The following is a 21336-nucleotide window of genomic DNA, read 5'->3' as shown; positions in this document are numbered from 1 at the left end:
CAGGAACCTGCCCGATATGTGTCCGGCGGCGCTATGTGCCGTGCCGGGCTTTCCTATTCTGGAGGGACAAATGGGGGACATCCTACAGCTGGTCCTTAAGAGACTTGGCTTAGGTGCGATCACGCTACTAGTGGTCTCTATCCTGATCTTTTTTGCAGTTGAACTGCTGCCCGGCGACATTGCTCAGGCCGTTCTTGGACAGGGAGCAACGCCTGAAACCGTCGCCGCCCTGCGAGAGAAGCTCGGCCTCGACCAGCCCGCGATCCTGCGATATTTCCAATGGCTCGGCGGTGCGCTCACCGGTGACTTCGGCGTCTCGCTCGTCTCTGGCGAGCGGGTCAGTGCTGCCATCAGCGACCGGTTCGTCAACACGCTTTTCCTGGCGACCTACGCGGCTGTCATCGCGGTGCCGGTTTCCATCGTTCTCGGCGTGATTGTCGCTCTCCTGCGCAATACCCTGTTCGACAGGGTCGCCAACGTGGTCACGCTGACATCGATTTCCTCTCCGGAATTCTTTCTCGGCTACATCCTGATTCTCTACCTGGCGGTCAAGACCAACTACTTCCCCGCCATTGCCAGCCTCAGCGCGGACATGAGCTTCGGAGATCTGTTGCATCGAACCTTCCTGCCGGCGCTGACCCTGGTGCTGGTGGTGACGGCCCACATGATGCGCATGACACGCGCGGCGATCATCAACCTACTGGCCTCGCCCTACATCGAGATGGCGCGGCTGAAAGGCGTTCCGCCCTGGAAGGTGATCGTCAAACATGCTCTGCCCAACGCCTGGGCGCCGATCATCAACGTCGTCGCACTCAATCTCGCCTACCTCATTACCGGCGTGGTTCTGGTCGAAGTGGTCTTCGTCTATCCGGGCGTGGGCCAGCTTCTGGTGGACGCGGTTGCCAAACGCGATTTCCCGATCGTGCAGGCCTGCTGTCTGATCTTCGCGGCAACCTTCATCCTGCTGAACCTGGCAGCCGATGTGGGCGCGATCCTGACCAATCCGCGTTTGCGGCATCCGAAGTAAGGGCAGCGACATGAGCACATTCGTTATTGGCTACTATGCGCTGCTGATCGGGGCTTCCTGCCTGGCGGCCTATTTCAACAAGCGCAAGATCTTCATTCTTGTCTTTTCCCTGACGATGATCTCCTTCATCGCGGGGATCATCGGCGGCGCTCCGGCGCTCCGGTTCATCACCACGGCTGCCGGTCTTCTGGCACTGGCCGCCGGAACATCCTTCGCGTTCCGGGAGTTCCTGATCATCATCACGCCCGCCGGTGTCTCCAAGGAGTTGCGAACCGCACCTCTCACGGCCGCCTTCGGCATGTTCGTGATCTTCACCTACGCCATCGCCGGGGTCTTTGCCCCCGTGATTGCACCTTTTGGTGAAGCGCAGGTCATTTCGTCGGCCTTTGCACCGCCGGATGAAACCATGCTTCTGGGGGCCGACCAGCTCGGCCGCGACATGTTCAGCCGCATCATCTACGGCGCGCGCAACTCTGTCGGCCTCGCGCTGCTGGCAACCATGCTGGCCTTCTTCATGGGGGCATTTGCAGGCCTGCTTGCCGCCACCAAGGGCGGTTGGTTCGATCAGCTCATCGGCCGTGTCGCAGACGTCATCATGTCGGTACCGTCACTGATCTTCGCCCTGCTGATGCTCAGTATCTTCGGCACCAACCTTGTGGTGATCGTGATCGTCGTTGCCGTCATCTATTCGCCACGCGTTTTCCGCCTTACCCGGGCGGTTGCCGGCAACGTGGTGGTGATGGACTACATCGAAGCGGCCAAGCTGCGCGGCGAGGGCACCTGGTACCTGATCCGCCGGGAAATCCTGCCAAACTCGACAGCACCACTGATCGCCGAATTCGGTCTCGAATTCTGCTTCGTGTTCCTGCTCATCGCAGGCCTGTCGTTCCTTGGTCTCGGCATTCAGCCGCCGACCGCCGACTGGGGCTCCATGGTGCGTGAGAACGCGACACTGATTTCCTTTGGCGAAATGACGCCGCTGATCCCGGCGGCCGCCATTGCGCTTCTGACTGTCGCGGTGAATTTCGTCGTCGACTGGATGCTGTTCCGGTCTTCCGGCCTGAAGGAGGTTTGAGAATGGTGCCGAAAAAAGACGTACTGCTTCGGGTCACCGATCTCCGGATCGAGGGGTACTCGGACGAAAAATGGGTCGAGATCGTTCACGGCGTCAATCTTACCCTGCACAAGGGGGAAGTGTTGGGGCTGATCGGAGAATCGGGTGCCGGCAAATCGACCATCGGCCTCGCCTCCATGGGCTTTGCCCGCGACGGCTGCCGGATTTCCGGCGGCTCGATCGAGTTCGACGGCATGGAACTGACGACGACGCCGGAGAGCGATCTCCGGGCATTGCGCGGATCGCGCATCGCCTATGTCGCCCAGTCGGCTGCTGCCTCGTTCAATCCGGCACACCGGATTATCGACCAGCACACGGAAGCGCCGATCCAGTACCGCATTCAAAAGCGGGTCGAGGCGCAGGAAGACGCCATGGAGCTTTACGAACGGCTGCGCCTTCCCAACCCGAACGAAATCGGCTTCCGCTATCCCCACCAGGTCTCTGGCGGCCAGCTGCAGCGTGCGATGACCGCCATGGCCATGGCGTGCCGGCCGGATCTCATCATCTTCGATGAGCCGACCACCGCGCTGGACGTGACCACGCAGATCGAGGTTCTGGCGGCAATCCGGGACATTGTCGATCAGTTCAACACCGCGGCGATCTACATCACGCACGACCTGGCGGTGGTGGCGCAGATGGCCGACACCATCAAGGTGCTGCTCAAGGGCGAGGAAGTCGAAGAGGCGCCGACCGAGCAGATGCTCGGGTCTCCCAAGGAGGATTACACCAAGAGCCTTTGGGCCGTCCGCAGCTTCCAGCGGCCGCAGAAGCAGCGGCCGACCGAGGCAGGTGCCATTCCGATCGTTTCCGTGCAGGGAATTGATGCGGCCTACGGCAAGACCAAGGTGCTGGACGATGTCTCCTTCGACATCTATCCGGGCATGACGGTTGCGGTTGTCGGCGAATCCGGTTCCGGCAAGTCAACGACTGCGCGCTGTATCACCGGTCTTTTGCCACCTACCAAGGGGCAGATCCTGTTCAAGGGCGAGCCGTTGCCGCCGCGCTATCAGGACCGCAGCAAGGATCAGCTTCGCCAGGCGCAGATGATCTACCAGATGGCCGATACCGCACTGAACCCGAAGATCAGGATCAGCGAGATCATCGGCCGGCCTGCCCAGTTCTATGGCGGGCTGCACGGTGCGAAACTGAAAAACCGTGTCGACGAGCTTTTGGACCTGATCGAGCTGGACCCGTCAAAATTCTACAATCGTTATCCGCCGGAGCTTTCCGGCGGCCAGAAACAGCGTGTGGGCATTGCCAGGGCCCTGGCGGCCGATCCGGCCTTCATCATCTGCGACGAGGTGACGAGCGCGCTCGACCAGCTCGTGGCGGAAGGTATCCTGAAGCTGCTCGATCGGCTGCAGCAGGAGTTCAACCTGGCCTACATGTTCATTACCCATGACCTGGCGACGGTGCGCTCCATCGCGGACGAGGTTGTGGTGATGCAGCGTGGCAAGGTGGTGGAGCAGGGGCCGAAGGACGAGATGTTCACGCCGCCGCATCATCCCTACACGGATCTGCTTCTGTCTTCGGTTCCCGAAATGGACCCGAACTGGCTGACGACGCTTCTGGAAGAGCGCGGCACCGATGCCATTGGCGAAGCCGCCGACGTTTGATCGCAGGCGGTTTGCCTGCCTCAAAATGCAATCACCCCCGGAGATCGCTCCGGGGGTGATTGAAACTCTGCCGACTTTTCGTCAGGCGTGCGGGATCAGCCGACCATCAGGTAGCCGGAAAGAGCCATCGCACCCACGATAACGGCGTAAACGCCGACAAGCGCCGGCCAGGAGCCGCTCTGTGCCTTGTATTCGCGAATGAGATCGTCCCGGGTCATGCCGACCTCCAGAATTTGCCCAACTCTTGAGCGGGCTGGTGAATATTTGATCTGCCGGACAAATACGGGAGGAAAGTTAAGATTTCAATGAGTGAAAGCACGAATCTCCCTCCTATTTTTGCATAACTGTTCTGCGTTCCATTCACGTAAAGCATAGCAGTTCGGATAAACCGGGAGATTGCGGTTCAGCCGGCTGACCGGCTGTAGCAAGAAAGACGCCTCGGGCCCTTGCAAGGTCCTGCATGGAGACGGTATCCGTCACGCCGACAGCGAAGCTGGAACGCCTTGTGGCGAACCGGCCGGTCCGGACAACCGGGCAACCGGAAATCGCTCCCAATCACCTGTCCGCGCGGCCCGAACCGGTCGCAGGCAACGATGGCGACGGAACCAGATGATCGAGACACCCTACTATCTGATCGACAAGGCGAAGCTGCTCCGCAACATGGAGAAGATCGCCTACGTTCGAGAGCGGTCTGGCGCAAAGGCCCTGCTGGCGCTCAAGTGCTTTGCGACCTGGTGTGTATTCGACTTCATGCGCGAGTACATGGACGGCACCACTTCGTCTTCGCTGAACGAAGTCCGGCTGGGGCATGAGCGCTTCGGCAAGGAAACCCACGCCTATTCCGTGGCCTATGCCGACTACGAGATCGATGAAGTGATCTCCCATGCCGACAAGATCATCTTCAATTCCATCAGCCAGCTGGAACGGTTCGCGGACAAATCCGCAGGCATCGTGCGCGGGCTGCGCCTCAACCCGATGGTCAGCTCCTCCAGTTTCGACCTTGCCGACCCGGCCCGGCCTTTCTCCCGCCTCGGAGAATGGGACGTCGCCAAGATTGAAAAGGTCATGGACCGGATCAGCGGTTTCATGATCCACAACAACTGCGAAAATGCCGATTTTGCGCTGTTCGACCGCATGCTTGGCGATATCGAGGAAAAGTTCGGCGGGCTTTTGAGCCGAGCGCAATGGGTGAGCCTTGGGGGCGGTATCCATTTCACGGGAGACGACTACCCACTCGACCTCTTCGCCGACCGCCTCAAGACCTTCGCCGAAAAATACGGCGTTCAGGTCTACCTGGAACCGGGCGAAGCCTCGATCACCCGGTCGACCACACTGGAGACAACGGTGCTGGACACGCTCTTCAACGGCAAGAACCTGGCAATCGTCGATGCGTCCATCGAAGCTCATATGCTCGATCTGCTGATTTACCGCGAGACCGCGAAGGTGACCCCCAACGAAGGGCCGCACAGCTACATGATCTGTGGCAAGTCCTGCCTTGCCGGCGACATATTCGGCGAGTTCAACTTCCCTGCCGAACTCAAGACCGGTGACCGGGTTTCCATTCAGGATGCGGCGGGTTACACGATGGTCAAGAAAAACTGGTTTAATGGCGTGAAAATGCCCGCGATTGCGGTCAAGGAAGTGGACGGAACAGTCCACGTTGCTCGTGAGTTTTCGTACCAGGACTACGAGCAAAGTCTGTCTTGAGACTTGAACCCCGAACACCCCCAAGGTCCAAGGAAGGTATCTTTATCAAATGAAAAAGACTGTTCTCATCATCGGCGCCGGAGGTGTCGCTCAGGTGGTGGCGCATAAGTGCGCTCAGAACAATGATGTTCTCGGCGATATACATATCGCCTCGCGCACCAAATCCAAATGCGACGACATCATCGCAACCGTGCATGCCAAGAAGGCGCTGAAGCAGCCGGGTGTTCTGGAAGGACACGAACTCAACGCTCTGGACATTGCCGCCACCAGCGCGCTGATCCGCAAAACCGGTGCGCAGATCGTCATCAATGTCGGCACCGCCTTCCTGAACATGTCCGTCCTCAGCGCCTGTCTGGAGACGGGAGCGGCCTATATCGACACGGCCATTCACGAAGAGCCGGGCAAGATCTGCGAGACCCCGCCCTGGTATGGCAACTACGAATGGAAACGGGCCGAGGAGTGCGCGGCCAAGGGCGTCACCGCCATTCTGGGCGCCGGTTTCGACCCGGGCGTCGTCAACGCCTATGCCCGCCTTGCCAAGGACGACTATCTCGACAAGGTGACCGAGGTCGATATCGTCGACATCAACGCCGGCAGCCACCAGCGCTATTTCGCCACAAACTTTGATCCGGAGATCAACTTCCGGGAGTTCACCGGCACGGTCTATTCCTGGCAGCAGGGCAAGTGGCAGGAAAACAAGATGTTCGAGATCGGCAAGGAATATGACCTGCCGGTGGTCGGCAAGCGCATGGCCTATCTGTGCGGCCACGACGAAGTGCATTCCCTGGCAAAGAACATGGACGGTGCGGACGTCCGGTTCTGGATGGGCTTCGGCGAGCACTACATCAACGTCTTCACCGTTCTGAAGAACATCGGCCTCCTGTCCGAGCAACCGGTCAAGACGGCGGAAGGACTGGAAGTCGTACCGCTGAAGGTGGTCAAGGCGTGTCTGCCGGATCCGTCTTCGCTGGCGCCTGAATACACCGGCAAGACCTGCATCGGTGATTTCGTGAAAGGCACCAAGGACGGCAAGGAGCACGAGGTGTTCATCTACAATGTGGCCGACCACAAGGAAGCCTATGAGGAAGTCGGCAGCCAGGGCATTTCCTACACTGCCGGCGTTCCGCCGGTCGCGGCCGCCATGCTGATCGCCACCGGCGAATGGGACGTGAAGAAGATGGCCAACGTGGAAGAACTGCCGCCGCATCCCTTCCTCGGCATCCTCAACCGCATCGGCCTGCCGACCCGCATCAAGGACGCCAACGGCGACCGCGCCCTGGAGTTCTAGGTCCAGGCCTTTTCCAACTGATCAACCTGCGCAGCCCCGGTTACCACCGGGGCTGTTTGCGTTTCAGTCAACCGCAAACGGGCTGCATAGTGCCCTCAGGCTTCGCCCACGAACAGTAATCCGTTCTTTCGCAAATAACCTTCAGCCAGCCAGCCTGCCTGCCCAAGCCGATCATCTGAGCGCCCGATTTGGTCGCTTTGAAAATCTGGTCGGGAAGGGTGTTCACAGAAACGCAAAAACGCCCATCGCAGCGAGCCAATGCCCAATGGCAGATTACGATACTGAAAGTCAGGAAAATTGGCGCACCCGACAGGATTCGAACCTGTGACCTCTGCCTTCGGAGGGTAGTCATCATTTTAAGATTCTTTCTTTAAAATCAATGCATTATCAAGCATCTGCTGCAAGGCCTGTACGCGTCCTGTACGAAGAGCTTCCATAATCTTCTGCTCTTCGTCCTCCGAGTGACCGTATGTATCGAAGAGCAACTTCACGTCTTTCCAACGGCCCAGCTTTGCCACTGTGTGAGGGTCGATCCCGCGTCGATTAAGCATTTCCGTAGCAAAACCGTGTCGGCCCGCCGCATGAGGCATGCGGCGGTCTATTCCCGCAGCATCGCAAATGCGTTTCCAAGGCTTGTAGATGCTGCTACGCGAGGCGTAGCCAAACACGAGCAGTGGGCGCTTCTGGTTTGGGTCACCAGATTTTCTCGGACGGCGCGGCTTCAGCTTGGCCAACTCTTTCGTCAGCTCTTCAGACAACGTAACCTGAGTTTCGCCATAGCCCTTCGCAGACGGTATTTTTACGCGATGGTTCTCGAGGTTCAAATGATCTGGTGTGAGTGCCAGTGTTTGGCTAATCCTCGCTGCAGTCTCGAACATGAACTGCGCCATCAGGCCAAAACGCAAATCGCTGTGCTCTTTGAATAAAAATATCCAGAGCCAATCTCCGGGCACCTTTTCGACATTGCTTTGTTTACCGCGCAGAATGTCCTGTTTGTCGCTTTCGATGTTCGAGTAACCCGTGATCTTTATAGGCTGGCACTTCCCAAGGTCATGCGCGTTATTGATTACCGCGCGAACCGGCCCAATAACCTGCTTGCGCCATGTGCTCGTCGAGTTACCTGGCGAGATTGTAGGTCCCAGGTCGCGCACCATTTTGGGTGTGATTTCATTGACCGGTTTGTTCTCCAGGTAGGGCATGAGCTTCAGAAGGTAGCCGGCGTATTCCGGCGTCGGGGTGTAGAGCTCAACGGCGTCGGAAAAGAGAAATGGCCTTTCTTCTTCGGGTAGGTCCGACGCGAAATAGGCTCTGAATTGCTGTTGCTTGAACCAGGCTAGGTACGTTTCTGCATCAGCTTTTCGAGTCTTTCCCGTGCTCTTACGGATGTACTTACAGTCCGGGATCTCGTCGATACGTCCGCGGATGTGCCATACATCGGAGTCTTTGCGCTTGATGAGTTCGAGGGGCATTGCTCTATCTGACTGAGAATAAGTTCGATGTGATCGGGGTGAAGCAGCATGGGGCGAGTGCATGTGTAAAATGCGCCCAATCTGCGGGCCTTGGCCGTCAACTGGCGAGCGGAAATCCGAATGCCCTTCTCAGCGAAGATGGACACCCATTCCACGGCCGTTTTTGCCTCGGTCAAAGCCTTGGGAAGAGTTGTCGATTCAATCACAAGGACGACCGTCTATCGACCAGCCTGAGGCGAACTAGGCGCATGACGGGATGCGCAGGCCAGCTCCTCCATTCGATGCCTGATGCATCGCACGATTTCGCTGTTCAACGAGGAAGCGTTCTTCTGGGTTTCAATCTCCAAAAATTGCTTGGTCTCAACAGGCAGGCGCACGAGGACCCTTGGCCAGTTTTGTTTACTCATTTGATACGCTCCGAAATAGTACCATTATGCTATCAGTAGGCGCACCATATGCTAAGATAATACCATTATGCTAGTATTTTCTGCATAGCACTTTGTGAGTATCAACAGGCCATGACGAGCCAGACCAAAGCCAAGGATAAAGATCAATTTGTCGTTCGCCTGCCGAATGGCATGCGCGATCAGATCGCCGAGGCAGCGAAACTCAGCAACCGTTCCATGAACGCCGAAATCGTTGCCCGGTTAGAAGAGACGTTTTTGTCCAGCGTTTCTGCTAGGTACAAATGGGCCCTTGCGCAGATCAATGACGCAGGCGACGCGAAAATATCGGTTTCGAAAGTCGCTGAGGCTGTTTCGGAAGAGACGGCGGAGCAATTAGAACGAGTCTTTGGAGGGAGCGCCTATCCACCTTTTGAGCTTTCCGACCGAGTCGCCAAATATCTGAATGTTCGGACAGATTGGCTCAAGCACGGCGAGGGGCATCCTTTTGAAGTGCATGCCTTGGGCTCTTATGGTGCGGAATTGGCGGAGACACTGGCGAAGCTAAGCCCGAAGAAAATTGCATTTATCAGAAGTACGGCCAGGGAAGGCAACGTAGCGATTGTTACGATGCATGATGGGTTCGACTGCAAAATTTTCAAAACGACGTTGAATCTCAGCGAAGTGGTGGGCGGCTCGGGCGAATATGATCAAGCCAGTTTTTCTAACACGTGCAGAAAGCTGAGTTTGGATCATAAGCAAATAGACTTTGCAGGATATCTCTTGGAGCCGGAACCGTTTGTTCAGCTAATTCATGGCGACCTAAATCCGCTTCTTGCAGTCAAGCAGGCTCGTGCATCTTCTTGGTTCTCAGATTGGTGGCAACCGTCCAGCTTTGAAAACCAGGCAAATGACTACGGTTATTGGGCTGGCTATCAAGAGCTATGCAAAAGGGTGTATCGCATTCTCGATATGAATGACGATTTACGCAATGAGCGTGACGAGATTTTAGGAGGAAACGTGGCGCAAGTCTCGAACGGAAACGCAATATAAAGCTTTATACCAATTCCTTAATAGGTAGCTCTCCCTAGACCTTTCAGAGCTAGCTCGATACTTGTACCGGCAATGATTTGCTGGTTTCAGAAGAAGCCGTATTGATTAATCGAGGGCAGAATGGCCGACACCAAAGCTAAACCAACTAAGAAGCTCTCTTACAAACGTCTCCCTGTAAAGGTCGAGAATCTGTTTCTAGACTTAGAAAATCCACGATTTGGATTGAAAGAAGTCGATGACCCGAATGAAGCTCTTTCGATGCTGGTAGAAAGAGCAAATTTGAGAGAGCTATGGGATTCGATTAGCTCTCAAGGTTGGCTGGAGCTCGAGCCAATGGTGTGCATTAAAGGCGAGGCGGAAGACACTTACACTGTCATCGAAGGTAATCGAAGACTTGCAGCTATCCAAACTCTCAGAGACCCTGAGATTCTAGAGGCCAGGCTAAGATCAAGGGTGCCTACTCTCGATAAAGAGATCCGTGATGAATTAAATGAAATAGAGATTGTCGTAGTTGACGACCGCAGAGATGCGGATGCGTTTATTGGCTTCAAGCACGTTAATGGTCCAACAAGTTGGGGTTCATTGCCAAAGGCGAAATTCGCATCTGATATGTTCGAGCGTCTAGTTAAGCAATCCAAGGACCCAGACGCAGCTCTAAAATCGGTTACGGATGCACTGGGTGATACAACGACTTCGATGTTAAGAATGCTTGTTGGTTTTGAGGTTCTCGAGCAGGCAATAAATGAAAACATTATAGAAACTGAACAAATCGAAGGTAAGTCATTTGACTTCTCGCATCTATACACAATGATGCCGAACCCCGCGACCAGAGAGTTTCTAGGTTGGGGGCCAAATCCGCTACGTGCCGATAATATTAAGCCGAATCCGGTAAGTGCAGAAAATAGATCTCAACTAAAATACTTAATCGGGTGGCTATTCGGCACAAAGGACGTCGAGAGGGTGATACAGGCTCAGGGCACCGATAGACCCAAGCTTCAAAAAGTATTGGCTCATAGAGCCGCTACTGAAACGCTGATCGCAACTGGTAGTCTTGAGCACGCATCAACCAAAGCTGGTCTCGATGTGGATGCTTGGCGAGACAGATTGATCAAGGCCGAAACCCAGGCCAAGTCTCTTATGAATGATCTCTCAGATATCCAATCAAGGTTGTTGGAAAGGGATGTTCAAGATTCCGTAGAGCGCGCCGACAATCTTAAGAGAACATACAATCATATTTCAATTTTGTTGAAGTCTTCAGATGAATATTGAACTATCACCCATATCTAGTTTCGATCAAGTTGAAATTGCAGCGTTAGTGATTGAATTAACTGCAGCTGTAAACGGCATTGGTTTGATCGATGACGCGCAACTAGACCTAGATTTACTTTCGGGTGAACTCATCGCCAACCCAGGACGCTTCGATTTAGAAGAGGAGCAGGAGTTTTTAGAAAATGAAGAATTTGCGGCACACAATTTAGCAAAAGAGAAATTTTCGGCACTCGTATCCAGTTTTCTTGAGAGGCGTGCCCAATCGTTAGGGCAGGCATACCCATTTAGTTTAAAATATGCCGACGGTCCCATAGTTGAGTTAAAGCCTGTCGAAGACATTTCTATTTCTTGTGTGGCTGTGGTTGCGATGGCAGTATTTTCTGTACTCCAGGACAACAATGTGGCTCAAATTACGAAGGAAGATAAGGCAAAATTCTCTAGATTATTTGAGCCAATATTCGAGTTAGTATGTACGCTTGCGTTGGCTGCTGACAACGAAGGCGTTGTTTGGTGGAATGGTAGATCCAGAAGCCAAAGAACTTTCTTGAAGCAGTTAGTGCGCGTTCGAGATTTTATAGGCACAGGACTCGTCAGAACGGCGGAGCAATTACAAGCAAATCAGGTTGGCGTTAACGATGGTGGTGTCGATGCATTCGGGATTTCGACTGTAAACGGTCAAGTTGGACCAGATGCGACATGTTCTCTACTTGGAGCCACGCTGCAACGGTCAGCACGACGTAACAAAATTGTCGGGCCTGCGCAAGTTAATCGCCTCCTAGGTTTTTTCATTAATGTGCCGCATCTTACGTTTGCTGGAATTCTAGCAATACCTTTCAAGTCTCAAGAAGCAGAAGCTCAAGACTGCAGAGATGCGCAGTGCCGCTACCTGCCAATAGACGCCATTTATAGAAATCTCGCAATTATCGCCAGCAGGCAACCAGTTGCTGAAGCTGTGCCCTTTCTAACGACACTTAGGCGACAGCTAGTATCTAGAACTAGAAAAATTGTGAAGGAGCTCGCAATAACAGTGAATGGAAGGGAATATCGATTTCCGTATCTTGATTGATTAGAGGGCGTCGACAATGAGTTCAGCTTCTTTCCGGGTTTTCCGAAGGCTGTAATTTACATGTAATTTTCTCATTCTGCGGTCTTGGTAAAGCTCTCGTATCAACGGGTGATCGTCGTATGTTAATATCCAGTTTCTACACTTGTTTGTCTTCAGTATATCTGAAAGTTTACGATGCTCGCTGTCCGTCATTGTATTTAGGTATAAGCGGCCTCCAGCTTTTACATAAGGAGGATCAATAAAATACAGTGTAGAGAGATTTTCTAATTCTTTAGACTTTCTGTTCAGGAAATCAATGCCGTCATCATTTGAAAGTTCAATGCGATTGGAGTGTTGACCTATCCAATTGAGACGTTTCTTAATTGTCTGGCCATAATATCGTGCGTCAATTTTCCAGTGACCCTGCTGTTTATAGCCACCAATTGGGCCCGATCCTAAAACAATTCCTGCTCGACTTGTTCGATTGATGAAGAAAGTCGCGAAACCAAGTTCAAACGAATACTTCTCCGAGGAAGCCTCGACCAAATCGCGGCATTTTCTCCAAGTTTCGATTGTTACTGGTACACTATCGAGTGTTTCGATAAATCGCTGTGTCTCATCTATTATTGCCTTCCAGGCGCTGTAAACACGAATGTCCCGATCGTTCAAATGGATTTTTGATACGGCATTTTGCGCCAAAAGGCCAAGAGCAGCCCCAGCCCCACCGCAGTATGGTTCCAGATAATGAGTATCTCTTGTCGTTGGAAGTTGCTTTGCAATTGAGGCTAGGTAGCCAGTCAAAAAGCTTTTCCCGCCGGGATACCGAAACGGAGATAGGTAATCTACGGTTCGAATCCTTGGATACTGATCCAAATCGACACTCTGTAAATCGTCTAGCAAATTTCCCAACGCTCGCTTTAAGTCCGTTTCCTAAGACAGTTCACAATGAACATTTACAGCATTGTTTGCATAAATGTCATTAGAGAATGTAACTTTTTTGAAACTTTCACATGATTTTTCTGAAATATCTCAAGATTAGAGTAAAGTAATATCGGGGATGATGGAAGAAAGGGCGTATATTAATGGTGAGGTGAAGAGGGCTATACGAAATAATTTTGATGAAAAACGTTTATGTGAAAAGAACTATCGATCTAACGAGAGTTTCTTAGAGGCCTGCCGGAAGGTTTTTTTGTCTGGGAATTGAGTCGATTTCTCTATAGGGCCATTAGTTCTTCCACTGGCGGTCATGACGACTCCGGCGCACTGAGCAACTCGAGCAAGGCCTCGTTGAAGGCCCGTTGCGAACTGATGGACTTGTCGAGCAACGCCTCGAGCTCGGTCAGCCGTTCTTCCAGCAAGCCGGTCGAGCGCCTTTCCAAGTGCTCCAGCTGAGCGGTCGAATGTTCGAAGGCGTTGGTCAAGCGTTCGACCAAGCTCAGCAACCCGCGCTCGAGCGGCGTCAGGGGTTGGTGGGATGGCGGGTTCGGTGACGGGAGATTGGTGTCTGTCATGGGGCTCTACTTCGTTTCCTGGCAGACGAACTGTTCCGGTGTGCGCTGGCAGCGTTGATAGGTGCCGGTTTTGGTGTTGAAGATCAGGACCGGAAATTCCGAGTAGGTTGCTTGATTGAATGCTGAGGCGATCAGTGCCCCTCTCAAGTAGTTCTCCAGGAATAGTACTCCGCCGAGCGTCAACGCGGCCGAGATCAGGACCGCCGCCGACAGTTTCAAGAGGCGGTTCTTGTCGGCCAACCTCGCGTTCTGCTCCAAGCTCGTTGTCAGCTGAAAGAGCTGTTCCTCGCTCGCTTTCAAGTGCCTTTCTAAGGTCTCGCTCAGCTTCTCCTGCGACGAGCGGATATCGTTGCTGATTGTAGAGCCTGCGCTTTTCAACATGCGCTCGATATTCGTCTCGGAAGTCTGAAAGGCTTCGAGCAGCGAGGCGTTCTGATCCTGGTGCATCTGCTCGATGTTCTCGCTCAGCCGCTCTCTGAGCGGTCTTCTCTCTGGTCCAATCTGCATGGAAAATGTCTCCCTTGAGCCGCCAGCGGGTGTCGCTGTCCGGGTCTTTGACTGTGAGATAGGTTTTGCCCTGGCGGGGCAGTTCGAAGCCGGCGCCCTCGAGCGCGGCAACTATGTCCGGCCGGGATGAGATTCGGCCGGCGACGATCAGGTCTTCCAGCCAGTTCTGGATGTCCTCGCGGCCCTGGGCCCGAAGCTTCTTTTCCGGAAGCTGCTTGATGTCCTGTGACCTGGCTGGATCTTGCGGGTCCGCCCAGCCATGCTCCTTGTTGAGCATGTCACGCAGGCTATCCATCGCCTTCTGGTAGCCCGGCGGGGCGATGTTCAGGCTTTTGCCTGACGTGAGCTCCATGCGAGGGGTGCAGAAATGCAGTTCGACGCGGCCCTCATGGCTGTGCCGGACCCAGAGCATGTCGACCTGGTCGCGGTCCAGACCGGCAAAGGCAAGCTCGTCGAAGGTGTCCATGACGGCCTGCTGCTGCTCTTCCGTCGGATCGTCGTCTTTGTCGAAGCTGATCACACCCGCCCGGTACGTCCAGGTGTGTGGGCAAGCATCGATCAGGGCACGGGTGTGATCCGGGTCGCCCGCCAAGACCTCCGGCAACGGATCGCGGCTCTTCATCAGCGGGACGCCAGCATCGTCGCGGATGAGATCGCGATTGCCGTCGTAGGCGAGCACATGAGAGGCGATCAGATAATCGACCGGTGCCGCGCCGCCGCCCTTGCCACTGCGGAACAGCTTAATCAGCATGATCTGCGTCCTGCCGTGTGTGGCTGGCAAGGAGGGCCGATATCTGGCGTTCGATGCCGATCAGCTCAGCGAGCAGTTGCAGGCCGTCGAGCTGACGCATGTCGCCAGCGGCCTGGGCGGAGTTCACGGCGCGGGCGATCTGGTTCAGGTTCGTGCCGATGCGGCTGAGCGCCGTCACAAGCTGCGGATCGACCTGCGGCGTGGCGCGGCGGCGAGGGGCCTTGATCTGCCCTAACGCTCCGCGCAACAGCTCCGAGACGGAGATTTTGTCCGCGGCGGCGCGGCGCTTGAGATGTCTCTTTTCCTCCGTCGTACAGCGCATAACAACCGTCTCGGCGAGACGGGCCGTTTGCGGTCCGGAGGGGTTCGAAGGGGAGGCCTGCCGCCCCTCGCAAGGTCCTGTGTCGTATGACACGGGTCGCCTTGCTCTTGTCAGATCCGCCGCACTCATGCCGCTTGCCTATAGGCCGTCTGAGAAGCTGCTTGGTGCGAAATCGCGGGCAGTCTGTTCAGGAAATACGACAGGCAGTCCTGCTCTTTGTCCGAGCCATCTTCCGGTGGCCAACGACCGGGAAGCTGGTATCCGGACGAGCCGTTCACGCTGGTTGCGAGATTGAACCGCGCTAGGTCGGGCAGGGTCTTCTCGGCGAGCCAGGCGTTCCATTCATCGAGTTGTCTGGTCTGGGCTGTTGGAAGAACGACGACTGGAATGGAACGGCGCGGAGCCGCCTTCGCGTGCGCCTCGCGCGCGTTAGGTTTTTTATTTATTTCTTTCTCTAAGTTTGGTGGACAGATTTGACCGCCTTTGCCGGACATATCTGACCGCCTTTCGGGACAGATCTGTCCGCCTTCAGGCGGGGTAAGGGGGACAGATTTGTCCGTCTTTTCTCTGAGCTCAGAGGCCTTTAAGATCGAGGCGTCGGTAGGGCAATACTCCGTATTGTGCCCGACGCCATTCCCGCGTTGAACGCCAAGCCAGCCTCCTTCTTCCAGATCGCGGATGGCACGCTGGATGGATTTGACACTCTTGCCGGTTGCTTCGGCAATGGTCTTGTAGGACGGCCACGCCTTCTCGGTGTGGCCGTTCACATGTGCGGTCACGATATAGAGTGCAACGCACTTGGCATTGTCGTTGATATTGGCATCACAGCTCAGCAGACGCAGCCACTGAAGCTTCACTTCCCGGAACGGACGGCGCTCGCTCATGCGTGCCTCCTTGCCGGAAGGCTGGCATTGAGCGTGCGCATGCCACTGCGAACCTCAGAGAAGAGCTGTACGGGATTTGTACGAGCACAACTCGAAAATCGCCGGAAAACACCTGCAAAAATTTGCAGTGTCTGAGCATCGCCTTTTGAGTGATTTCTGTAACTTACTGAAATTGTGGGGATTTTTGGCGCACCCGACAGGATTCGAACCTGTGACCTCTGCCTTCGGAGGGCAGCGCTCTATCCAGCTGAGCTACGGGTGCTCTTCGTGCGCGCAAGGGCTGCGCGGCGGATAGAGGGGTCTGATACAAGATCCGGCGATCCGGGGCAATCGCTTTCTGAAATTTTGGACAAGATATCGGCGGGGTTGTCGGGGCTGGATGAACGCTTGGTTATCTGCGCAGCTGCCGGTGGTTTTTGGGTGCTCGAGCCTGGCTGGTCAGGGAGAAACTGGCCGGACAGAGTAGGGCGGGTAGCGTTTGATCCGGGAGCGCGAGGAAAAAATGGCCGTAGAGGTGATAGGGCGGCGGGGTTTGTGCGTAGGAAGGCCAGGACCGGATAAAACAGAGCCCCATGACCGAGACCAACCACTGCCGTTCGCTTGTACTTGTGCTGGGAGACCAGCTGAGCCTTGACCTGTCCAGCCTGAAGCGGGCCGATCCGGCTCACGACAGGGTGCTGATGGTCGAGGTGATGGTGGAGGCCACTTATGTGCGCCATCACAAGAAGAAGATTGCCTTCCTGTTTTCCGCCATGCGCCACTTCGCCGAAGAGCTGAAGGAAGCCGGCTGGACGGTGGATTACGTCAAGCTGGATGACCCTGCCAACAGCGGCAGCTTCAAGGGCGAGGTGAGGCGGGCCTGCGAACGTCTGCGGCCACAGCGGCTGGTGGTTACCGAACCCGGCGAGTGGCGGGTCTTGGAGGACATGCGCTCCTGGTCCGACGCTTTCAGCCTGCCGGTGGAGATCCTTACCGACACGCGGTTCTTCTCAACGGTGGCGGATTTTCGGGCATGGGCGAACGGACGCAAGCAATTGCGCATGGAATATTTCTACCGCGAGATGCGCCGTTCCACCGGCCTGCTGATGGAGGGTGACAAGCCTGCGGGGGGCAAATGGAACTATGATGCGGACAATCGCAAGCCCGCGCAGCCGGACCTGTTCATGCCAGAGCCGAAACGCTTTAAGCCGGACGCAATCACGCGAGAGGTGCTGGACCTGGTCGCCAGTCGATTTTCCGGGCACATAGGCGATCTTGAGCCATTCTGGTTCGCAGTGACCCGCAAGGACGCGGAAGAGGCCTGTGAGCACTTCCTGGCCGACATGCTGGCCGATTTCGGAACATATCAGGATGCCATGCTGAGTGGCCGGAAGTTTCTGTTCCACTCGGTGCTGTCGGCCTATCTGAATGCCGGCCTGCTGGATGCCAAGGTGTTGTGCCGGAAGGTGGAAGAGGCATGGAAAGCGGACAAGGTTCCGCTCAATGCCGCCGAAGGGTTCATCCGGCAGATCCTTGGCTGGCGGGAATATGTGCGCGGCATCTACTGGCTGAAGATGCCGGACTATGTCGACAGCAACGCACTTGGCGCCGACCGTCCGTTGCCCGATTTCTACTGGACCGGACAAACACGCATGCGCTGCCTGTCGGAAGTGATCGGACAGACCTTGGAAGAAGCCTATGCCCACCACATTCAAAGACTGATGGTGACAGGCAATTTCGCCCTGCTGGCGGGCGTCAGGCCGAAGGAAGTGCATGAATGGTATCTGATGGTCTATGCCGACGCCTATGAATGGGTGGAAGCGCCCAACACCATTGGCATGAGCCAGTTCGCCGACGGCGGGCTCCTCGGCTCCAAACCCTATGTATCGAGCGGCAACTATATCGACCGGATGTCGGACTATTGCGGCGCATGCTCTTATGACGTGAAGCAGAAGACGGGGCCAAAGGCCTGTCCGTTCAATGCGCTTTACTGGGACTTTCTGGACCGCAACAAGGAGGTGCTCAAGGGCAATCCGCGGCTCGGTCAGCCTTACGCGTCCTGGCACAGGATGGGGCCGGAAAAACAGCAGTTACTCAAGGAAAGTGCTGCGGACTTCCTGAAACGTCTGTTTGAGGGGGAGGAGGTCTGAAACTGGCGCGTCCGCGTAAGCAAAAGCAGAGGCTATCGAGGGCAGTTTCGAGCCGGTTACGGCGGGATGAGGAATGTTACAAAAAAAACGCGCAGCCGTTAGACTGCGCGAATAAAGTTACTGTGCACGTGGCCCCATCGACCACGGCGGCAACTCTAGCGGCATCTTTCTCGATTGTCATTACCGTAAAATATTTTATTTTTTGATTCACTGTAATGCGACTGATCGTTATTCATACTGAGTCATATATGAAATAATGTGTCGTACAAATTAATTCATTAAATTCAGCGCTTTAAATTTGTCATACAATTTGGAAGCGCCGTTGCGGCAAGGAAATGTTGTCTTTCCTGCCGCAAATTTATTGGCAAATTTGCTTATATTCGGAAGAAATTTTCCCGGCTTTGCTGGAAAGTTTTACGCGCGTGATGCCTCTGCGGACAAAACCGAGCTCTTTTGCTGCCGCCCAGGTCACATCTATAACACGGCCCTTGGCAAAGGGGCCCCGGTCGTTGATACGCACCGTGACGGTCTTTCCGTTGGCAAGATTGGTCACATCCACCAGCGTACCGAAGGGCAGGCTCCTGTGGGCTGCGGTCAGCCGATTGGGATTTGCACGTTCACCACTGGCGGTGGTGCCGCCGAGCTTGTACCAGGACGCTTTCCCACATTGTTGATAGACGCCCGCCTGAGCACCGCTGACGACACCTGCTGCTGCAAGCAAGGCACCCGCCAAGGCAACGCGCGATAAATGCCGCGCGAGAACAATTCTCTTCATGATAGTCCCCCTGGGGCAAGTGAGCCCGCCCCGATCGATCTTGAACACAGTTTCGTGACGACGCTCGTAACATTCCGTAGCGGCGCCTTTACGTCGTGAGGGTGATCAAAATGTGGCAGTTTTCGGGGTAAATGAGGCGTTAGTATAAAATAAACATAAAATTTTAAATACATTTGCAAGAGTCGCATTAATTTTTGATTTACTATAAAAATTCTAAGAGTTGTGGGTAGTTTTTCTGTTTCGGTTTTGCCAACTGAACTGTGTTAGTAATTTTTACATAGGAGCGGCGCATGTGTGTATTGATTAGCGCCATTTTAACGGCAATTTGAAAGGGCGGTCTGGTGCAAGTCAGCCATCGGTTCTTAAGCGACCGGCTGGAACAATCCGGTCGTGCGGAAAATAATAATCTTACAGGCTTCCACACGTCCCTGCTGGAGGTTCTTCCCCATGCTGCGGCCTACGTCGCGCAGGATGGCAGCGTCCTTGTTCACAACAAGCAGATGAAGGCGCTTTGCGCCGCAAAAGGTGTCTTTCCGGTGCCGGTCAGCCTGCCGTCGCTTTTGTCGGAAACCAGTTGGCGGCGGTGCGAGGCGGTTCTGTCGGCGGCCTTCAGCGGCGTTCCCGCGCAGGCGAGCGGGGCCATCGTGCTGCAGTCGGGCGAAACCTTCTGCCACCACATGATTTGCACATCCTTTGTCTCCCTCTCGGGCGAGCGCCAGGCCGTCCTGGTGCAGTTCGATCTGGAAGAACACGGCCAGGACGAGATCGTTACCCTGCCAGAGCCGGCGCGAAATGAAATCCGCTCCGCGAAGTCCGCAAGGGATCTCGATCTTCTGGAGCATTTTCCAGACGACGTTCTTGTGTTCGACGGTTCCGAAAGCCCCGACGAAATGGCGGGAAAGCTGCTGAAGCTGATCAACAGCGACTATGAAGTGGACCTCTTGGCCGAAGCCCTGGAAAATCTGGAAGGCGAACTGCCGCAGACCTTCTATATTCCGGAAAACCGAAGCTTCCAGGCAGCAGGTTACGTGGCTGATCGCCAGATGTGCGAAGTACGGCTCGTTCCCATTCCCGGTGCGGTGAAAAGTAAGCCGGGCATCGGTGCCTCCATGGCGGTTATCCGGCGCAATGTCGACTGCCCCCAGGAAACCGCCGAAAACAGGCGCCTGGCGTATCTCGATCCGCTGACGGGCCTGGAGAACCGCCGAGCCTTCACAAAGGCCTTGAAGCGCGAGCTGACCCGGCTTGCCGCAGAAGATGAAATCGGCCTTGCCGTTCTTTATATCGATCTCGACGAGTTCAAGAAGGTCAATGATCTTGGTGGCCACGACGCGGGTGACGACATGCTCCAGCGTGTCGCGGCTTGCTTGCGCCTGACCTTGGGTGAATTCGGTACAGCCGCCAGGATCGGCGGCGATGAATTCGCCGGCATGGTGCCGGTGGTCAACGAGGAAGCCGCTCTCGATATCGCCGAGGAAATTTTGGCCGGTTTTGACCGTATCCGCCTGGAGGTGGGGGACCGGGTGTTCACCATTGGCGGGTCCATCGGTGTGGCGTTCCTCGACAGCAATGTGAAGCTGCGTGAAAGCGATGCGGCAGCTCTTCTGGGGCTGGCCGACCGGGCATGTTTGCGCGGCAAGCGATTTGGCGGCCGTTCCGTGCAGGTTCATTCGGTGCAGCCGCAGGACTGCGAAGGGGCGGGGGGTGAGCTGGCGGATCTACCCGAGCCGGGAAGTTTCCGCGGCAACGAGCTGACGCTCTATGCGATGCCCATCGTCTGCCTGAAGCGGAACAGGGCCTGCGGTTCTGAAATCCTTCTGCGCCTGCAGGGGGATCGTGCCCGGGGCCTGTCGTCACGTGCCTGGATCTCGGCCGCCGAACGCTCCGGTTTCATTGCACAGGTGGATGCCTGGACGCTGGACAAGGTGCTGGACGCGGCAGAGCGCAATCCCGACCGTACCATCCTGACGATGAACGTCTCGGCTGAATCCGCCCGCGATCCGGTCTTCCGTGACGGTCTCTATCATCGTTTGTCGGTCAATCCGCTGCTGGCATCCAAGCTGTGCCTCGAAATCGCGGAAAAGGATTTTCTGCGAGAGCCGGCGAGCGTTCAGGCGTTTTTCAAGTTCGTGAACGAACTGGGGTGCCAGACCGCCATTGACGATTTTGCCGGACACTGGCCGGTCCTGTCGCGGTTGACCAACCTGCGTGTCGAATGGCTGAAGCTTGAATCGAGCCTCACTCAGCAGGTTGTTGAAGAGCCCGCCAAGGCGGCCATCCTGAACGGGCTGGTTCGGGCCGCCCATGAGCTCGGGATCAAGGTGATCGCCAAACATGTTGAAACGGCGGAAGAGGCCAGTCTGCTGAGGGAGCTCGATATCGAGGCGGCACAGGGCTTCTTCTTCGGTCGGCCCGAACCCTGGCCCGGCGGTTGAGCGAAATCTGAAGTCGTAAAAAAAAGCGGCGCAAAGCGCCGCTTTTTTGTT

The 21336-nt window shown here is 55.4% G+C and carries 18 protein-coding genes and 1 tRNA gene; 11 read left to right on the top strand and 8 right to left on the bottom strand.

The annotated features are described in order from the left end of the window. Window positions 1-70: 70 nt before the first annotated feature. The 3 genes from FIU93_RS04145 to FIU93_RS04135 are packed head-to-tail and all read left to right on the top strand — an operon-like array spanning window position 71 to window position 3757. The gene (locus tag FIU93_RS04145) at window positions 71-1027 is read left to right on the top strand and encodes an ABC transporter permease (RefSeq protein ID WP_031268720.1); all 957 of its coding nucleotides are present in this window, start codon (window positions 71-73) and stop codon (window positions 1025-1027) included. 10 nt (window positions 1028-1037) lie between these two features. Next, window positions 1038-2102, top strand: coding sequence for an ABC transporter permease (locus FIU93_RS04140; RefSeq protein WP_022999161.1), 1065 nt, complete (start codon window positions 1038-1040; stop codon window positions 2100-2102). A 2-nt stretch (window positions 2103-2104) separates the two neighbouring features. Beyond that, on the top strand, window positions 2105-3757 hold the full coding sequence (locus tag FIU93_RS04135; protein WP_022999160.1) for an ABC transporter ATP-binding protein: 1653 nt from the start codon (window positions 2105-2107) through the stop codon (window positions 3755-3757). Between the two features lie 95 nt (window positions 3758-3852). On the opposite strand, the gene FIU93_RS31660 is transcribed toward FIU93_RS04135, so the two are convergent. Then, entirely contained in the window at window positions 3853-3975 is a 123-nt protein-coding gene (locus FIU93_RS31660; RefSeq protein ID WP_022999159.1) for a hypothetical protein, read from the bottom strand. 242 nt (window positions 3976-4217) lie between these two features. Between FIU93_RS31660 and FIU93_RS31310 the strand changes: the two genes are divergently transcribed. The 3 genes from FIU93_RS31310 to FIU93_RS04125 are packed head-to-tail and all read left to right on the top strand — an operon-like array spanning window position 4218 to window position 6752. Beyond that, on the top strand, window positions 4218-4370 hold the full coding sequence (locus FIU93_RS31310; protein WP_158514224.1) for a hypothetical protein: 153 nt from the start codon (window positions 4218-4220) through the stop codon (window positions 4368-4370). After that, complete coding sequence (locus FIU93_RS04130; RefSeq protein WP_152504896.1) at window positions 4367-5464, top strand: carboxynorspermidine decarboxylase; 1098 nt, start codon at window positions 4367-4369, stop codon at window positions 5462-5464. The genes FIU93_RS31310 and FIU93_RS04130 overlap by 4 nt, the downstream gene beginning before the upstream one ends. 49 nt (window positions 5465-5513) lie before the next feature. Continuing rightward, the gene (locus FIU93_RS04125; protein ID WP_075283753.1) at window positions 5514-6752 is read left to right on the top strand and encodes a saccharopine dehydrogenase family protein; all 1239 of its coding nucleotides are present in this window, start codon (window positions 5514-5516) and stop codon (window positions 6750-6752) included. A gap of 356 nt (window positions 6753-7108) precedes the next feature. Here the strand turns inward: FIU93_RS04125 and FIU93_RS04120 are convergent, their stop codons facing one another. Continuing rightward, on the bottom strand, window positions 7109-8221 hold the full coding sequence (locus tag FIU93_RS04120) for a tyrosine-type recombinase/integrase (RefSeq protein WP_152504895.1): 1113 nt from the start codon (window positions 8219-8221) through the stop codon (window positions 7109-7111). A gap of 518 nt (window positions 8222-8739) precedes the next feature. On the opposite strand from FIU93_RS04120, the gene FIU93_RS04115 reads away from it, so the two are divergent. From FIU93_RS04115 to FIU93_RS04105, 3 genes are all read left to right on the top strand, one after another. After that, the gene (locus FIU93_RS04115; protein ID WP_152504894.1) at window positions 8740-9657 is read left to right on the top strand and encodes an Arc family DNA-binding protein; all 918 of its coding nucleotides are present in this window, start codon (window positions 8740-8742) and stop codon (window positions 9655-9657) included. A gap of 120 nt (window positions 9658-9777) precedes the next feature. Then, window positions 9778-10926: a ParB N-terminal domain-containing protein gene (locus FIU93_RS04110; protein WP_152504893.1), complete on the top strand. Its 1149-nt coding sequence runs from the start codon at window positions 9778-9780 to the stop codon at window positions 10924-10926. Further along, entirely contained in the window at window positions 10916-11992 is a 1077-nt protein-coding gene (locus FIU93_RS04105) for a hypothetical protein (RefSeq protein ID WP_152504892.1), read from the top strand. The genes FIU93_RS04110 and FIU93_RS04105 overlap by 11 nt, the downstream gene beginning before the upstream one ends. Here the strand turns inward: FIU93_RS04105 and FIU93_RS04100 are convergent, their stop codons facing one another. From FIU93_RS04100 to FIU93_RS04080, 5 genes are all read right to left on the bottom strand, one after another. Continuing rightward, complete coding sequence (locus tag FIU93_RS04100) at window positions 11993-12772, bottom strand: DNA adenine methylase (protein ID WP_286202402.1); 780 nt, start codon at window positions 12770-12772, stop codon at window positions 11993-11995. Between the two features lie 342 nt (window positions 12773-13114). Beyond that, window positions 13115-14740: a relaxase/mobilization nuclease domain-containing protein gene (locus FIU93_RS04095; RefSeq protein ID WP_152504890.1), complete on the bottom strand. Its 1626-nt coding sequence runs from the start codon at window positions 14738-14740 to the stop codon at window positions 13115-13117. Next, window positions 14730-15062, bottom strand: a complete 333-nt coding sequence (mobC, locus tag FIU93_RS04090; protein WP_152504889.1) for a plasmid mobilization relaxosome protein MobC — start codon at window positions 15060-15062, stop codon at window positions 14730-14732. Before mobC ends, FIU93_RS04095 begins: the two co-directional genes overlap by 11 nt. A gap of 125 nt (window positions 15063-15187) precedes the next feature. Then, window positions 15188-15946, bottom strand: coding sequence for a helix-turn-helix domain-containing protein (locus tag FIU93_RS04085; RefSeq protein WP_152504888.1), 759 nt, complete (start codon window positions 15944-15946; stop codon window positions 15188-15190). Window positions 15947-16131: 185 nt separating this feature from the next. Next, a tRNA-Arg gene (locus tag FIU93_RS04080) sits at window positions 16132-16208 on the bottom strand. A 310-nt stretch (window positions 16209-16518) separates the two neighbouring features. On the opposite strand from FIU93_RS04080, the gene FIU93_RS04075 reads away from it, so the two are divergent. After that, complete coding sequence (locus FIU93_RS04075) at window positions 16519-18075, top strand: cryptochrome/photolyase family protein (RefSeq protein WP_152504887.1); 1557 nt, start codon at window positions 16519-16521, stop codon at window positions 18073-18075. A 358-nt stretch (window positions 18076-18433) separates the two neighbouring features. Here FIU93_RS04075 and FIU93_RS04070 read toward each other — a convergent pair whose 3' ends face one another. Further along, the gene (locus FIU93_RS04070) at window positions 18434-18850 is read right to left on the bottom strand and encodes a septal ring lytic transglycosylase RlpA family protein (protein WP_152504886.1); all 417 of its coding nucleotides are present in this window, start codon (window positions 18848-18850) and stop codon (window positions 18434-18436) included. A gap of 341 nt (window positions 18851-19191) precedes the next feature. Between FIU93_RS04070 and FIU93_RS04065 the strand changes: the two genes are divergently transcribed. After that, window positions 19192-21285 carry a GGDEF and EAL domain-containing protein gene (locus FIU93_RS04065; protein ID WP_152504885.1) on the top strand — a complete coding sequence of 698 codons (2094 nt, stop codon included), beginning with the start codon at window positions 19192-19194 and terminating at the stop codon, window positions 21283-21285. The last annotated feature ends 51 nt before the right edge of the window (window positions 21286-21336 follow it).

It is taken from the genome of Labrenzia sp. THAF35, from assembly GCF_009363595.1.
Lineage (GTDB): Bacteria > Pseudomonadota > Alphaproteobacteria > Rhizobiales > Stappiaceae > Roseibium > Roseibium algicola.
This window is presented reverse-complemented; position numbering and strand designations above follow the sequence as displayed.